The 14,952-nt window shown below is 48.6% G+C and carries 13 protein-coding genes and 1 pseudogene; 8 read left to right on the top strand and 6 right to left on the bottom strand.

Annotated elements, in window-relative coordinates:
• The first annotated feature begins 40 nt into the window (after nucleotides 1–40).
• From BWI93_RS12745 to sppA, 5 genes and pseudogenes are all read left to right on the top strand, one after another.
• Nucleotides 41–715 carry a viroplasmin family protein gene (locus tag BWI93_RS12745; RefSeq protein ID WP_369679150.1) on the top strand — a complete coding sequence of 225 codons (675 nt, stop codon included), beginning with the start codon at nucleotides 41–43 and terminating at the stop codon, nucleotides 713–715.
• A gap of 36 nt (nucleotides 716–751) precedes the next feature.
• Entirely contained in the window at nucleotides 752–1,471 is a 720-nt protein-coding gene (locus tag BWI93_RS12740) for a tRNA1(Val) (adenine(37)-N6)-methyltransferase (protein ID WP_255157832.1), read from the top strand.
• A gap of 117 nt (nucleotides 1,472–1,588) precedes the next feature.
• Nucleotides 1,589–2,572 carry a glycosyltransferase family 2 protein gene (locus tag BWI93_RS12735; protein ID WP_094811850.1) on the top strand — a complete coding sequence of 328 codons (984 nt, stop codon included), beginning with the start codon at nucleotides 1,589–1,591 and terminating at the stop codon, nucleotides 2,570–2,572.
• An 85-nt stretch (nucleotides 2,573–2,657) separates the two neighbouring features.
• Nucleotides 2,658–3,286: pseudogene (locus tag BWI93_RS12730) on the top strand (inorganic pyrophosphatase).
• 153 nt (nucleotides 3,287–3,439) lie between these two features.
• Nucleotides 3,440–5,209, top strand: coding sequence for a signal peptide peptidase SppA (gene sppA, locus BWI93_RS12725; RefSeq protein WP_094811848.1), 1,770 nt, complete (start codon nucleotides 3,440–3,442; stop codon nucleotides 5,207–5,209).
• A 61-nt stretch (nucleotides 5,210–5,270) separates the two neighbouring features.
• Here the strand turns inward: sppA and BWI93_RS12720 are convergent, their stop codons facing one another.
• The gene (locus BWI93_RS12720) at nucleotides 5,271–5,786 is read right to left on the bottom strand and encodes a PPC domain-containing DNA-binding protein (protein ID WP_094811846.1); all 516 of its coding nucleotides are present in this window, start codon (nucleotides 5,784–5,786) and stop codon (nucleotides 5,271–5,273) included.
• A gap of 180 nt (nucleotides 5,787–5,966) precedes the next feature.
• Between BWI93_RS12720 and BWI93_RS12715 the strand changes: the two genes are divergently transcribed.
• On the top strand, nucleotides 5,967–8,453 hold the full coding sequence (locus BWI93_RS12715) for a TonB-dependent siderophore receptor (protein ID WP_094811844.1): 2,487 nt from the start codon (nucleotides 5,967–5,969) through the stop codon (nucleotides 8,451–8,453).
• Nucleotides 8,454–8,488: 35 nt separating this feature from the next.
• Nucleotides 8,489–9,553, top strand: coding sequence for a PepSY domain-containing protein (locus tag BWI93_RS12710; RefSeq protein WP_158242776.1), 1,065 nt, complete (start codon nucleotides 8,489–8,491; stop codon nucleotides 9,551–9,553).
• Nucleotides 9,554–9,689: 136 nt separating this feature from the next.
• Here the strand turns inward: BWI93_RS12710 and BWI93_RS12705 are convergent, their stop codons facing one another.
• The 4 genes from BWI93_RS12705 to BWI93_RS12690 all read right to left on the bottom strand — a co-directional run bounded on the left by BWI93_RS12705 (nucleotide 9,690) and on the right by BWI93_RS12690 (nucleotide 13,382).
• Nucleotides 9,690–11,042 carry a sorbosone dehydrogenase family protein gene (locus tag BWI93_RS12705; protein WP_233207877.1) on the bottom strand — a complete coding sequence of 451 codons (1,353 nt, stop codon included), beginning with the start codon at nucleotides 11,040–11,042 and terminating at the stop codon, nucleotides 9,690–9,692.
• 62 nt (nucleotides 11,043–11,104) lie between these two features.
• Complete coding sequence (locus BWI93_RS12700) at nucleotides 11,105–11,545, bottom strand: GNAT family N-acetyltransferase (protein ID WP_094811838.1); 441 nt, start codon at nucleotides 11,543–11,545, stop codon at nucleotides 11,105–11,107.
• Nucleotides 11,542–12,105, bottom strand: a complete 564-nt coding sequence (locus tag BWI93_RS12695) for a class I SAM-dependent methyltransferase (protein ID WP_094811836.1) — start codon at nucleotides 12,103–12,105, stop codon at nucleotides 11,542–11,544. Before BWI93_RS12695 ends, BWI93_RS12700 begins: the two co-directional genes overlap by 4 nt.
• Nucleotides 12,106–12,140: 35 nt before the next feature.
• A complete protein-coding gene (locus BWI93_RS12690) occupies nucleotides 12,141–13,382 on the bottom strand; it encodes a NupC/NupG family nucleoside CNT transporter (protein ID WP_094811834.1) in 1,242 nt (413 codons plus the stop codon).
• Between the two features lie 188 nt (nucleotides 13,383–13,570).
• Between BWI93_RS12690 and BWI93_RS12685 the strand changes: the two genes are divergently transcribed.
• The gene (locus BWI93_RS12685; protein WP_255157831.1) at nucleotides 13,571–14,407 is read left to right on the top strand and encodes a hypothetical protein; all 837 of its coding nucleotides are present in this window, start codon (nucleotides 13,571–13,573) and stop codon (nucleotides 14,405–14,407) included.
• On the opposite strand, the gene BWI93_RS12680 is transcribed toward BWI93_RS12685, so the two are convergent.
• Nucleotides 14,370–14,915 (bottom strand): hypothetical protein, encoded by a 546-nt coding sequence (locus tag BWI93_RS12680; protein ID WP_094811830.1) that lies wholly within the window; start codon nucleotides 14,913–14,915, stop codon nucleotides 14,370–14,372. The two genes, BWI93_RS12685 and BWI93_RS12680, sit on opposite strands and share 38 nt — an antisense overlap.
• Nucleotides 14,916–14,952 lie beyond the last annotated feature (37 nt).

Genomic DNA, 14,952 nt, shown 5'->3' with positions numbered 1-14,952 from the left:
AAAACGGAAAACGGAAAACGGAAAACTCAAAACCGCAGCGGTGGCCGCTCAAAACTCCCTAAACTCCCCTTACCTTTGCCCCGTGAGTAAGAAAACCAAATATTACGTAGTCTGGCAGGGACGGCACCCCGGTATTTTCGATAACTGGGAAGACGCCAAAGCCCAGATCGAAGGCTTTAATGGAGCCCAGTATAAGTCGTTTGAAGACAAGCAGCAGGCCGTTATGGCCTTTCGGGAGAATCCGTACAAACACATCGGAACGGCCAAAAAACAACCCGCTGCCCCAAAAAATGCGTCATTGGTGGGTAAACCGATCACTCCCGCCCTGGCCGTAGATGCGGCCTGGAATACGGCTTCCGGTGTGATGGAATACCAGGGAGTCGAGTATCCCTCGGGTACGCTCATTTTTCGCATGGGTCCGTTTGCGGATGGTACGAATAATGTAGGGGAATTTCTGGCGATTGTGCACGGACTGGCTCACCTGAAAAAGCACAATAGTCCGCTGCCGCTTTACTCCGATTCGCGGACGGCTATTAGCTGGGTACGCAACAAACACGCCAACACTAAGCTTCCCGAGACCGATCAGAATAAAATTCTTTTCGAGCTGATCGACCGGGCCGAAACCTGGCTCAAGAACAATACCTTTTCAACGAAAATTTTAAAGTGGGAAACCGAATACTGGGGTGAAAATCCGGCTGATTTTGGTCGGAAATAATCTTTAGATCCGTTTTTTTTCAGTAGCGTATAGACCTTGGCTCGTAATTCATACTTCCGCTTCAAACAATTCACCATCTGGCAGGAGCAGACGGCCATGAAAGTCTGCACGGATGCATGCGTGCTGGGTGCCTGGACGCCCATAGAGAAGAGTCATCGCATTCTCGACATTGGTACGGGTACGGGACTATTGCCACTCATGCTTGCCCAGCGACTAACTCCCCCCTACCACATCCACGCGGTTGAAATTGATCCGAGTTCGGCTTCGCAGGCTCGTACCAATGTGCAGGAAAGTCCCTTCGCTGAAACTATACACATTTACGAAACGGCCATTCAGTCCTTTGCGTCTGAGCATCCGTACGATCTCATTATTTCCAATCCTCCTTTTTTCCAGAATTACCTGCGTTCGCCCAACGAAGGCCGAAACCGGGCAGCCCACGACGAACGGCTATCTTTCGCCGAACTAGCAGTGGCAGTTGACAAACATCTGGCCCCCGAAGGTCGATTTGCCGTTTTACTCCCCGTATTCGAAACCGATTTACTAGCGAAGGAATTACGTCCCTATGAACTGCATATACAGCAGCAACTGGCGTTAAAAAATGATCCCGGAAAACCCGCCTTCAGGCTATTGACGCTCTTTACCCGGCAGGCCACTCCCGCAGAAATTACGCCCGAAGTACTTTGTATCCGTGATGAAACGAATGAGTACACGCCGGATTTCGTAGCTTTGCTGAAAGATTACTACCTGATTTTTTAAGAGGTGAGCGTTTTAAGGGGAAAGCGGTCTACACCATTTTCCGAAATGAAATGAATTTCGCCGTTCGAGGGTTATTCTTAAAACGCCAAACGTTTCCGTTTATCGGACTTTACGCAAATGCCACCATATCCTTTGCAACTATCCGTAGTCATCCCCCTGTACAACGAAGAGGAGTCGCTTCCCGAACTTTGTGCCTGGATTGAACGGGTAATGAATCAACATCAGTTTACGTATGAAGTGATTCTGGTAGATGATGGAAGTAACGATCATTCCTGGCGGGTGATTCGCCAGCTTTCTTTTGAAAATCCGCAGATCAAAGGGCTACGTTTTAGCCGGAACTACGGAAAGTCTGCCGCTTTACATACGGGATTTCAGGCCGCTCAGGGTCAGGTTATTATCACCATGGATGCGGATTTGCAGGATAGCCCGGACGAGATTCCGGAACTCTATCGCTTGATTACGGAGGATGGCTACGACCTGATTTCGGGCTGGAAGCAGAAACGTTACGATCCGCTCACGAAGACGCTACCAACCAAGTTGTTTAATGCCGTCTCCCGCTGGGTTTCGGGTGTAAACCTGCACGATTTTAATTGTGGTTTAAAAGCCTACGACGCACCCGTTGCTAAATCGGTACGTCTATACGGCGAAATGCACCGAAATATTCCCATCTTAGCTAAATGGAACGGCTTCGGCAAGATTGGTGAGAAAGCCGTACAGCACCAGGCTCGAAAATATGGTAAAACCAAATTCGGTTTAGAGCGTTTTATATACGGGCTGCTCGATATGCTGACCATCGTGTTCGTGAATCGCTTCGGCAAACGACCCATGCACCTGTTCGGCAGTTTCGGGGTTATTTCCTTTCTGCTGGGCTTTGTAGCAACGCTTTGGCTGGCTTTTGATAAAATTTACAGTGTTTCCGCAGGTCATAAGTTTCGAAACCTGACGGACGATCCTAAATTTTTCTTAGCTTTAACGGCTATTATCGTTGGCTTTCAGCTCTTTCTAGCGGGCTTTCTGGGCGAATTGATGGCTTCTAATTCCGAACGAACGACGGAATACAAAGTCAGAGAGAAGGCCGGAATCGGAGAAAAAGTGGGATGATTTCCAGAGCGAGTACTTCTATTTATATAATCAGCTAATTTTAGCCACTATTGTCTGTCAAACCGCATTAAATCGGTTCTATTGTATGAGTTTTTCGACGCAAATTGCACACCCCTGGCACGGGGTTCCCATCGGGGAAAATGCCCCTGAAGTAGTTACCGCTTTTATTGAAATTGTACCTACGGATACGGTCAAATACGAAATTGACAAAGAAACGGGCTTTCTGAAAATTGATCGTCCTCAGCTGTTTTCCAATTACATGCCTTGCCTGTATGGCTTCCTGCCCCAGACGTACTGCGGCGATGCCATTGCTCAATACGCAACGGAACAATCCGGCCGCGATATTCCCGAAGGCGACGGTGACCCACTCGACATTTGTGTATGGGCCGAAAAAACAATTCCCCACGGAAACATCATTCTTCAGGCTATCCCCATCGGCGGTATTCGCCTGATTGACAAGGGTGAAGCAGATGATAAAATCATCGCCGTACTGAAAATGATGCCGTATATGGTAGCTGGACGGATCTGAATGACTGCCCTAAAAGCGTTTTGAACCGTCTTGTTCACTACTTCCTGACGTACAAAAACATTCCTGGCGAAGCCAAAGCCATTATCGAAATCGACAGTGTATACGGTCGTGACGTGGCTCACGAAGTGATCCGGAAAAGCCGTCAGGATTATCAAACCCTGACTTCCAAAATTCCGGTAATCTAACCGCTGAGTTCACGTTGGTTTTCAGCCTTTCATCCGCGGGAATTCCCGTTCAGACTTTTTCAAGCCCGTTGCAAAACGGGCTTGTTATTTTTGGAGTTATACGATACAAAACCAAGACTATTCCTTTTACCAAAACATTAGTAGTCATTCCATATGTTGCAATTTTTGAAATACGTACTGGCTACCCTGGTGGGTCTGGTGCTTTTCTCCATTCTTTCGGTATTCGTGCTGCTGGGTATTGCTTCCATAGCCGGATCGGGAAGTAGTGATGTGGTGATTGAAGAAAACTCCATCCTAAAGCTGGACCTGAATAAAAGCTTTACCGAACACGATAACAAAACCAACCCCTTTTCCGACCTGGGTGGTCCCTTTGCTAATACAGAAGTAGTAGGTGTTGTTCAGTTGAAAGAAGCACTGACAAAGGCAAAAGCCGACTCCAAAATCAAGGGTATTTATCTGAAAGCGAATAGTCCGAGTGCGGGCTGGGCGGTACTCGAAGAAGTACGGGCCGCTTTGAACGACTTCAAGAAATCGGGCAAATTTGTGTACGCCTACGGCGAAACGTATAGCGAGCAGGGCTATTACCTGTCGTCGATGGCCGATAAAGTATACGTGAATCCCGCCGGTGGACTTGACTTCAACGGCCTGAACGCTGAATACGAATTCTACAAAGGCACCTTTGATAAGCTTGATATTAAACCCGTTGTATTCCGCGTAGGAAACTACAAAAGTGCCGTAGAGCCTTTCCTTCGGGAGAATATGAGTGATGAAAACCGCGAGCAGACTCGATCCTTTCTGAACTCGATTTATAATCAGGTACTTGCCGAAATTTCCGAGAGTCGGGGCGTTTCGGTACCCGAACTGAAAACGGTAGCGGATTCTCTGCAGGCCTACGAACCACAGGATGCTCTCAAGCACAAACTGGTTACGAACGTAGCTTACTACGATGAATTTGAATCAGCGATTCGGAAAAATCTGAAGCTTAAGGAAGACGATAAACTCAAGTACGTTGGACTGAGCAAATACCTGAAAACCTCCAATGACTCCAAAGCTCCGAATACGGACAACAAAATCGCCGTGATCATCGCCCAGGGCGACATCGTGGACGGTGATAATGACAGCGATAATCAGATTGCTTCGGAGAAGATGGCAGCCGAAATTCGCAAGGCCCGTAAAGACAAGAATGTAAAAGCTATCGTCCTGCGGATCAACTCGCCGGGTGGTTCCGGCTTAGCTTCAGAAGTGATGTGGCGGGAAATCCAGAAAGCGAAAGAGCAGAAACCCATCATTGCGTCCATGTCTACGTACGCGGCTTCGGGTGGGTATTATATGGCCATGGGTTGTAACAAGATTGTGGCTCAACCCACGACGATTACGGGTTCCATTGGCGTATTCTCCTTGTTCTTCCGCGTCGATGAATTCACCAAGAATAAGCTCGGCATTACGTTTGACCGCGTCAACACCAACGCTCACTCCGATTATCCTACCCTAACCCGGGAAATGGACGAATTCGAGAAGAACCGCTTCCAGAAATCGACCGATCGTTTCTACGAAGTCTTTACCGCAAAAGCGGCTCAGGGACGTAAAATGCCGGTTGAAAAACTTCGGGCGATTGCCGGAGGTCGCGTGTGGTCAGGACTGGAAGGAAAACAGAACGGTCTGGTCGATGAACTCGGTGGACTGGAAAAAGCCATTCAGATTGCCGCCAATGAAGCCAAACTCAAAGCCGGTGAATACCGGGTTCGGTATCCGGCGAAGAAAGACTTCTACCAAACTCTTTTCGATACAGCTGAAGAAGAGCAGGAAGCACGCGTCATGCTGGCCACATTTGGCGATTTGGTACCTTACGTACAAAAGCTCAAGAAATTACAAACCCTCAACGGTATCCAGGCTCGTTTGCCTTACGAGGTACGAATCCGATGATACGATACTTTTGAAGAAAAAGCCACTCCCTGATCGGGGAGTGGCTTTTTTTGTGTAGCACTCAGGGTTCCAAATGCAGGACATTCGCCCCCAGGGGTTGCTCCATCACCCGTTCCAGTTTTTTATCGTGAACGGTAATTAGAATTTCGACGGAGCCCGTCCCTACGCTGGCCGACAGAATATGTCCTCCGTAGGCCGCAAAGGTCTTATCCGTTACGACACCGTGCGTGTGGAGTGAAACTTTGCCTTTCTGCCAGGCAATCGTCCCCGTCATACTCGCCAGCTCTACCCCTTTGAATTCCCGGGGAGCGTATTCCTTGGTTTCAAAATTGAAAAAACCAAAGGTCACGTTCACGAAGCCCATACCTGTAAATGAAGCTGAAGGAATTTTTTCCTCCTCGGCAAAAGCTTCAAGCTGCTTCAATACATCATCATCCTGCCGTAAAACCATCAGATATCCGGCGGGCACTTTGGTGTAGCGTTTCATGGAATCAGACTTTTTCTGCTGGGCCGTACTCGTTCCCAGAGCTAACATACTAACGGTCAGTAGAGTGATACAATAGTTCAAATTTTTCATCAGCTGAATGTTTTTCTAGGGCCTTAAAAAAACAGTACGAACCCATCTAGCCCGAGCTTCTGCTTCCCTCCGATTAATGTAGACACATTAATTCCCTATATACGTCTGGTACATATCAGTTACGCGATTATTTTTGCACTGTTTTTATTTAATCTAAATAACAACTAACTCTATGTATCGATGAAATCTATCTTTCTTTCCCTGGTTTACCTTGCCTTATTAGTATCCTTTCAACTGGTCCAGGCTCAAGATCAGAAAAAAAATGCCGATTTGCCCAACGGTGTCATTCAGGGGCTAGTCAAAGATGCTTCGGGTCACTTCCTGCCCGCTGTTCATATTACGGTTCCTTCGCAACGTGCGGGTACCAGTTCCAGTGAAACAGGCGTCTTTCAATTACAACTCGAATCCGGACGCTCCTATACCCTCCATTTTAGCAGCGTGGGCTACGAAACGCAGAAACATACCGTACGTCTGCCCGCAACCGGTGGTATTGACCTAACGATTGTACTGGCCTCGACGAGTACCGCCTTGCAACAGGTGGAAATTGTAGGTCGTAAGGAAACCACCTACAAAACCAGCTCGACCTTTATCGGCAGTAAATCGGCTACGCAGATCAAAGATTTACCACAGTCGGTTTCCTACGCCAGTAAAGAGCTGATCGCTGATCAGGGTCTGATGCGAGTGGGTGAAGTAGTAAAAAACTTCAGTGGCGTGACTCAGTTTACCTTTTACGATGATTTGACCATCCGTGGATTCCGGATCAATGGTCAGTCCAATACGCAACTATTGAATGGGCTGCGTACCAGCACGGGTTTCTGGAAGCAACCTCTGGCCAATTATCTGGAACGGGTAGAAGTACTGAAAGGCCCGTCATCCGCATTATACGGCAACGCTAGCCCCGGCGGAACGGTGAACCGGGTTACGAAGAAACCACTCGATGAAAACCGGAAATCCGTTAGCGTATCCCTGGGTAGTTTCAATACCTTACGAACCTTGCTCGACTTTACGGGTCCTGCCAATAAAGACAGTTCGCTGCTGTACCGCATCAATCTGGGTTACGAAGATGCTCAGTCGTTCCGGGATTTGCAGTTCGACAAAAACCTGATCATCGCTCCTTCGTTCTCCTTCCTGCCTAACGACAAGACCCGGATCAATTTTGATCTGGTGTACAACAACTCCAAAAGCCGTCTGGATCGTGGCCAGTCGATCATGAATACCAATGATTTGTACTCCACACCTACTTCCCTGGCTTTGAGTACTGGCAATGATTACCTCAACGAGCAGACTTACAACGTTTCGCTGTCGTTGAGTCGGACGTTAACCAACTGGCTCAGTTTCAATGCAGCTTACATGAAGACCGGTTATTCGGAAGATTTGTATGAGCACCGTTCCGCCAACGCCTATGGTGTGGATGCTACCGGAGCTACGCAACCTGACAAAATCGCCATGCAGGTATTCATGCGGAAACGAAACCGGTATATCGATAACTTTTCCGGGTACTTCAACCTGGAAGGATCAACGGGGCCTTTGGAACACCGCGTTGTAGTTGGGTATGATTACGGCAGTGAAAAACTGCCCACGGGCGGTTCACAATTACAAGCCAGTGGGTACCGCAATGCCGCCAATAACGGATTCATCGCCACCTACAATCCGGCGAACAAATCCCGCTATTTACTGGATGCCAGTGGGAATCCGGTGCCAAACGTTCCTCACTTTGATTTAAGCAATATTCTGAACTCGCAACGCATTCAAGACGATAGCAAGCTGTTTTACGCTCAGCGTTCGTTTGATCCTACTTATTACTATCTGAACGCCGGTTATATTCAGGATCAGATCAAGATTGGTCGTTTTCAGGCCTTACTGGGCGTACGGTACGAAAACTACACCGACTTTGACAAGTACAAAACCAATAATGAAAAGAAGACAAATCAGTCGGCGTGGCTGCCTCGTTTTGGTTTAGTATTTACGGCTACTTCGAACATCAATCTGTATGCTACGTATGTACAAGGCTACAACCCACAAACGGCTTCTAACATAGCCAACCCCAACGCAGGAGGTCCATTTAAACCCCTAGAAAGCAACATGGTTGAAGTGGGTGGTAAATCCAGTTGGTTCGACGAGCGACTGACGGCTTCGTTTGCGGTTTATCAAATCAAGCAGAAAAATACGCTTTATAACGCTAACGATCCGCAGAATCCGGATTTGCTGCGTCAGATTGGGGCTGAAGAATCGCGTGGGTTCGAGTTCGACATTATTGGCCGGATTCTCCCAAACTGGAGCGTCATTGCCTCTTACTCGTACAACAAAGCACAGATTACAGAGACATTAACCGAAGCTGAGCGTAACATTCAGAAACCCAATGCTCCGCGTAACATGTTCAACTTCTGGACCCGATATTCCATTCCGCAGGGTGCCCTGAAGGGCCTGGGCGTGGGCTTCGGTACCAACTTTGTGGACAAACGTAATCTGTCCATCAGCCTTGACCAGAGCATTCCTTCGTTTCAGATCTTCAATGCCGCTCTGTATTATAACGTAGGTCGCGTTCAGTTGCAATACAACCTCAACAACCTGACGAATAAGACGTACTGGGTAGGTGGGTACGATTACATCCGCCTTTTCCCCGGTGCTCCTTCCAATTCGTTAGTAACCATTAACTACACGTTCTAATGGCAAAGGGTAGATTCAGAACCGTTACGAGGTTAGTGCATCTCTGGCTTGGTTTACTGACCGGCCTGGTGGTTTTCATCGTTTCGATTACCGGCACTTTGTACGTGTTTGATGAGGAATTGTTCCGTCTTTTTCACTCGGAGTTGTACCACCTCAAACCTACGCAACAACCTCTGAATCTATCCCAGCTTCGAACAATTGCCCAGCAGGCGATCCCCGGAAAAAAGATCACTTCGGTCGAAATTTCCGGGGATCCTACCGACCCGTACCTGTTCATGGCCCAGCAGATAGCTCCTGCCGAAAAAGCCGGACTGACGTACTTCACTCAACTCACGTACTGGGATGACGTATTCATCGATCCGTACCGGGGAACCGTACTGGGCGTCGTCGACCGGAAGTACGAGTTTTTTAATCTGGATCGGCAATTGCATCAGCATTTACTCTTGGTTAAGCCCATTGGCAGTTTCATCGTTGGGGGGTCGACGCTGATTTTCATGGTCATGCTTCTTACGGGCTTTGTCCTGTGGATACCCCGCCAGTGGAAAAACCTGAAGAATCGATTGACCGTGAAGACGAGCGGCCATTGGAAACGGCTCAACTATGATTTGCACAATACGCTGGGCTTTTACATTCTGCCCGTGGTTTTATTCATTGCGATTACGGGGCTGGTCTGGTCGTTTAAATGGTGGGAAGGCGGTATCTATCGTTTAATGGGAGCCAAGGAAAAACCAGCTTTTGGCCGGGAATTCAAGACGCCCTCTACCCAACTACCCACGGCTCCGGCGGAAGATCTGGCCTTCGCACAAATCCGTCATTCTGTACAGGATCAGTACAAAATAATCGGTATCAATTATACGGACAAAGCTGACAAACCGCTGAACTGTTACTGCATTCTAAGGAATAATTCCGACGGCTGGCGGGGCTTTAGTTACTTCTTCTTCGACAGTCGTACGGGAGAATTTTTTGATCAGATTGATCACGAAAAAAAGCCTCTGGCGATGAAGTGGCGAAATTCAAATCTGGATTTACATACGGGCCGGATTTACGGTTGGCCTACGCAGGTACTGTTTGTGATCATCAGTCTGATCTCTGCTTCCTGACCGGTTACGGGTTTTCTGATCTGGTGGGGAAAACGTAAAAAGAAATCCGGATCATTCAAGTCAAAACGACCTAAATCATCCGGATTACCCGTTCCGCAGCCCTTACGGGAAGCGTAGATTTTAGTACGAAAACGGCTTACTTAGCCGCGACTCGCCATACTTTTCCGCCCCCATCGTCGGTGACTAACATCGAGCCGTCTTTGAGAATGAAGGTTCCTACGGGTCGTCCGTATACTTCACCCGATTCAGGATTGGCGATGAAACCCGTTAGAAAGTCCTGAGGTTTACCCGCTGGTTTTCCATTTTTGAAGGGAACAAATACTACTTTGTAGCCGACCAGTTCAGAGCGGTTCCAGGAACCATGTTGGCCAATAAATGCTCCCTGCCGATAAGCTTCAGGAAACTTATCGCCTTTATAAAACGCCAGACCTAAAGAAGCCGTGTGCGAACCCAGATCAACATCGGGTACCACCGTTTTCTTCACCAATTCCGGATTTTTGCCAGCCATGCGTGGATCTTCGTGGGCTCCCCAGTAAGCGAAAGGCCATCCGTAAAAAGCTCCCTCTTTCACGTGAGCAAGGTAATCGGGTACCAACTCATCACCCAGTTCGTCGCGTTCGTTGACGGCCGTCCACAGTTGTTTGGTGCGGGGCTCCCAGTCCATTCCTACGGGATTACGTAAACCACTGGCGAAAATTTTCTCCCCTGTACCATCGGGATTGATTTGCAGAATGTTAGCCCGGCGTACTTCATTTTCCATGCCGTGCTCGGCCACATTACTACCCGATCCTACGGAAATATAAATCTTCGAACCGTCGGCGTTGGTCAGCAGATTTCGAGTCCAGTGGTTATTGTAGCCACCTGCGGGCAGTTCCAGAATTTTCTGTCCTTTGGCCGTAATTTTCGTATCGCCTTCGTTATACGGAAACTTGTAGACGCCGTCCGTATTGGCTACGTACAGATCGTTTTTGATCAATACTACCCCGAAAGGCTGGTTAAGACCCGAAAGGAACGTTTCCCGCATATCGGGCTTCCCATCTTTGTTGTTATCCCGCAAGAGGGTGATTCGGTTGGCACTCAGTCCGTCATCCGAACGGGATTTGATTTTACCAGAAACTTGTTCCTGAACGCGTTTGGCTCCTTTCGTTTCCGTATTGGATTCCACAATCAGGACATCCCCATTCGGCAACTGATAGGCCCAGCGGGGACTTTTAAGATTTCCTGCATATTCGGTAACGACAAATCCGGCGGGTACCTGGGGCATCTGTCCATCCGACCAGCCAATGATATTACTGAACTTATTCTTAGGCTTCGAAGGTTCGGGCAACTGTACGGTAGGTTCAGCAACCGGGGTGGTAACAGCAGTAGAATCGGTTTGGGACGCGTCATCTTTGGATTTCTGTACACACTGCGTGCACATAACCACCATCATGCCGGCTCCTAATATGCTTAAGGCTGAAAAGCTGGAGTGAAAACGATTTGCATTCATATTCATATGGGTAGATAAGCAATTGTCTCCCCATCCCCGAAAAATAAACATGCCAGCTTACCCTAGGCTAAGCGTTTACGCATGGTATAATGCTGTATTTCATTGAATAGTAAATAACTCGTTTGCGTAACGTCATACCCCAGAGACTGGTAAAAGGGAACGGCATTTTCCCGAGCTTCAAGAATGATTTCCATAACACCCATTCGCTGAGCCAGCGTTTCGAGATGAGCCATCAGTTTTTTACCTACGCCCTTGCCCTGAGCGGCTTTTGAGACGGCCACACAGCGAACCTGCCCCCTGCCATCGGCATTGGTATGCAGGCGGGCTACTCCTAAAGTAATACCGTCGGTGTCATAGGCAGCCACGTGGATGATGTCCGTCTGATCGTCGGGCAATACTTCACTGCCCGGGGGTTGATTCCAGGGTTCGCGTAACACGTCATAGCGTAACTGGTAATACGCTTTCCATTCTTCAGCGGTTTGGGGAGAACGAACGTCGATCATCGTTTTTGGAAGGTAAATACTTGAGAAATAGGTGAAGTGGACTCAGCCCGTTGATACACAAAGCCCTGGTTTTCAAAGACTGTCCGAAGAGCCAAGGGTTCATAGAGTGGTTTTCCGCAGCCTTCGTGTACTTCGCCGGGATATTGAGCCAGGGGTTCTTCCACAAAAAGCCAGCCGCCAGGTTTCAGTACCCGCCTCATTTCGGCTATCATGGCTTCTTTTTCAGAAAATTCGTGAAAGGCGTTAATCACCAGAAGCTTGTCCAGTTGCTCATCGTCGAGCGGAATCTTTGTTTCAGTACTGATGTATAGAATAAACTGGCTGGTACACGTTTTCCTATACTGTTTTTCCCAGTACTGCACCGCCGCCTGAATTTCTTCTTCATTCAGCATTTCCGGTACCAGATCCATCAATACAAAGGTCAGTTGATCCACCTGTACGCCCCAGCCTGCTTCCCACAAGCCGCCACCACAGCCGAGACTGCCGATGACTTCACCGGGTTTGAAATGAAAGTAATCCAGCAACTGATTCATACGCCGAAAACACAGATGGCGGGTCATGTGCCCGCCATCTCTTGTTAAGTTTTACGTCAGCTTCAGAGCAACAAACCGGCAATGGTCGCACTCATGTAGCTGGCCAGGGTTCCACAGATCAGAGCTTTAAAACCCAGTTTAGCCAGATCCGAACGCCGCGTGGGAGCCAGCTCACCGATGCCCCCTACCTGAATGGCAATGGAGCTAAAGTTGGCAAATCCACAGAGAGCAAAGCTAGTAATGGCAATGGTTTTGGGGTCCAGCGTTTCGCGGATTTTCACCAGATCCAGGTACGCCACGAATTCATTTACTACCATTTTCGTACCCATCAGGGCTCCGGCTTCTTCAATGTGCTCGCTCGGCACACCCATACACCAGGCAAAAAGGGAGAAGATTTTTCCTAAAAACCAGTTCAGGCTTAAATCGCTCATCCCAAAAACGTAGTATCCAACCCGCCAGAAGATGGCATCCACCAGAGCAATCAACGCAATGAAACCGATGAGCATCGCCACTACGTTAAAGGCTACTTTCAAACCCTCCCCCGCTCCGGCAGCAATGGCGTCTAGCAGGTTGGCGTGATGTTTCTTGACTTCCAGTTTTACAACACCCTTCGTCGCCGATTCTTCCGTTTCGGGATAGACGATTTTCGAAATAACCAGGGCTCCGGGAGCCGCCATCAGACTGGCCGCCAACAGATACGAAGCATCCACGCCTAATTTGATATACGTCGCCATGACTCCTCCGGCAATACAGGCAAAACTACCCGTCATGGAAGACATCAGTTCGGATTTGGTCATGTCTTTCAGGTAAGGCTTAATCATAATCTGAGCCTCCACCTGCCCTACAAAGGCACTCGATACGTTGGAAAGAGCTTCCGCCCCACTTACGCCCATCAGCCAGTACATTCCCCGGGCCAGTACGGAAATGATGCGTTGCATAATGCCCAGGTGGTACATCATGTTCACCAGTACGGCCACGAAAATGATCGTAGGAACAATCTGGAAAAAGAAAATGAAGTTGTTAGACGCTCCGAAAACGCTGGTCAGCAGGGGTGAATTAACCAGGGGACCAAAAACGAAGGTGGCTCCTTCGCTGGCTTTATCGAGTAATTTTTTGACGAGCTCGCCGATGGCTCCAAAAAGTTGTTGACCGGCGGAAGTTTTTAAGATGAAAACAGCCAGACCGACCTGAAGGGCCAGGCCAATGCCTACTGTTCGATAATTGATGGCTTTTCGGTTATTGGATAAGGCAAAGGCGATGCCCAGAATAACAATAATGCCAATCAATCCGGTAAATCGATCCATATGGTAAGTGGAAGCTACTGCTAGTGTGTGATGAAACCCTGCGAAATTAACCCATTTCGACCCGAAGACAAAACCAATCCTTCGCTTTACGTTCCACAAGAGCCCCGCTTTTCGACAGATGGATAAATTTTTCGGCTGAAACAACTTTTCCGCCCTTTTCTCCGAGTACCCTAGATGAATCGTAAACGATGAACTCTATGTACCTGAAAAACTTTCTTTACACCCTGGCAGCCGCTGTTTTATTAACCGCCTGCTCTTCTGATTCCAAAAATGAACAGACGCCCGCTTCGGACGTTTCCATTCAATCCACGTCTCTAGGGCAAGTGCTGACGGACTCCAAAGGAAAAACGCTGTACTTCTTCGCCCGCGACGTCGCCGGAGCATCGGTATGCGAAGGCAACTGTTTGGGCGTATGGCCTGTGTTCTACGCGGAAAATCCTAAACTGGCCTCGGGCCTCGCCACCGCTGATTTCGCTACGATTACCCGGGCTGACGGTAGCAAGCAAACGACCTACAAAGGCTGGCCGCTGTACTATTACCAGAATGATGCTGCCGCTGGCGATACCAAAGGGGATAAGGTGAACAGCGTCTGGTTTGTCGCCAAACCGCATTTTAGCGTCATGCTCGGCATGGCTCAGCTGGTGGGTAATGATGGAAAGAAATATACCGGAACGTACGCGGAAGGAACGGGTGAAACGCTTTTCCTGGTCGATAGTCTGGGCCGTACCTTATACGCCTTTGCTCCGGACAAACGGGATACCAACACCTATACCAAATCCGATTTCAGTAACAACGCAACCTGGCCCTTAGCCGAGTTTTCCGCGAAAAACGTTCCTTCACTACTGAATGCGGCTGACTTTAAAACCATTACGGTTTTTGGCCGTACCCAACTGGTGTATAAAGGCTGGCCGCTCTATTACTTCGGTCCCGATAACATGCAACGGGGAATGACGAAGGGCGTTAGCGTACCGCGTCCGGGCGTTTGGCCTATCGTAAATCAGAATTCCGCTGCGGCTCCGCAGTAGCCTTTTTTCGACGGAGCAAAAAGAACAAAACCCACGAAGCAATCAGCAGACAAATCGTAATCTGAAACGGGTAGTTGGACTGGTTTTCCAGTGCTTCTGCCCGTTTTCGGTTTCGCTCGGCCTGTGACCGCAACTGCTTGTTTTCTTCCATGAGGGCTCCGCTTTCGTCGAGGTACGAATTGACACGTTTGGAGACGTCGGAGTTTTTACGGCGAAGCTCCGTCACTTCGGCCTGTTTCATCCGGTTCAGCTCGGTAAGAATTTCGTTGTCTTTATTCAGAATTTGCTCCAGCGTAGTGATGATATTCCGTAGGTCTTTCTTGGATTGGCCGCCGAAAAAGGCATTTCGCTCCTGTTGATCCTGAGCCCATTGCTTATACAAACCCTGCCGTTGGGATACCAGAATGTTCAGCACCGAGTCAGGTCGGGCCACATACGAATAGCGAATATTCTGGGCCTGCGTAGTAATGGCAATACATCCCAGGAAGAAGGCAATGAAATAACGCATAGCTAATCAGCGGTCTGATAAGAGTTGATCGTCGTTT

The organism is Siphonobacter sp. BAB-5385 (assembly GCF_002261125.1).
GTDB lineage: Bacteria > Bacteroidota > Bacteroidia > Cytophagales > Spirosomataceae > Siphonobacter.
The sequence above is the reverse complement of the archived record's forward strand: the minus strand, read 5'-3'. Positions and strand labels throughout refer to the sequence as shown.

Coding starts and splice junctions, on each gene's coding strand:
- BWI93_RS12735 (WP_094811850.1), top strand. CDS start 1,589: ATGCCACCATATCCTTTGCAACTATCCGTAGTCATCCCCCTGTACAAC.
- sppA (WP_094811848.1), top strand. CDS start 3,440: ATGTTGCAATTTTTGAAATACGTACTGGCTACCCTGGTGGGTCTGGTG.
- BWI93_RS12720 (WP_094811846.1), bottom strand. CDS start 5,786: ATGAAAAATTTGAACTATTGTATCACTCTACTGACCGTTAGTATGTTA.
- BWI93_RS12715 (WP_094811844.1), top strand. CDS start 5,967: ATGAAATCTATCTTTCTTTCCCTGGTTTACCTTGCCTTATTAGTATCC.
- BWI93_RS12705 (WP_233207877.1), bottom strand. CDS start 11,042: ATGAATGCAAATCGTTTTCACTCCAGCTTTTCAGCCTTAAGCATATTA.
- BWI93_RS12700 (WP_094811838.1), bottom strand. CDS start 11,545: ATGATCGACGTTCGTTCTCCCCAAACCGCTGAAGAATGGAAAGCGTAT.
- BWI93_RS12695 (WP_094811836.1), bottom strand. CDS start 12,105: ATGACCCGCCATCTGTGTTTTCGGCGTATGAATCAGTTGCTGGATTAC.
- BWI93_RS12690 (WP_094811834.1), bottom strand. CDS start 13,382: ATGGATCGATTTACCGGATTGATTGGCATTATTGTTATTCTGGGCATC.
- BWI93_RS12685 (WP_255157831.1), top strand. CDS start 13,571: ATGAACTCTATGTACCTGAAAAACTTTCTTTACACCCTGGCAGCCGCT.
- BWI93_RS12680 (WP_094811830.1), bottom strand. CDS start 14,915: ATGCGTTATTTCATTGCCTTCTTCCTGGGATGTATTGCCATTACTACG.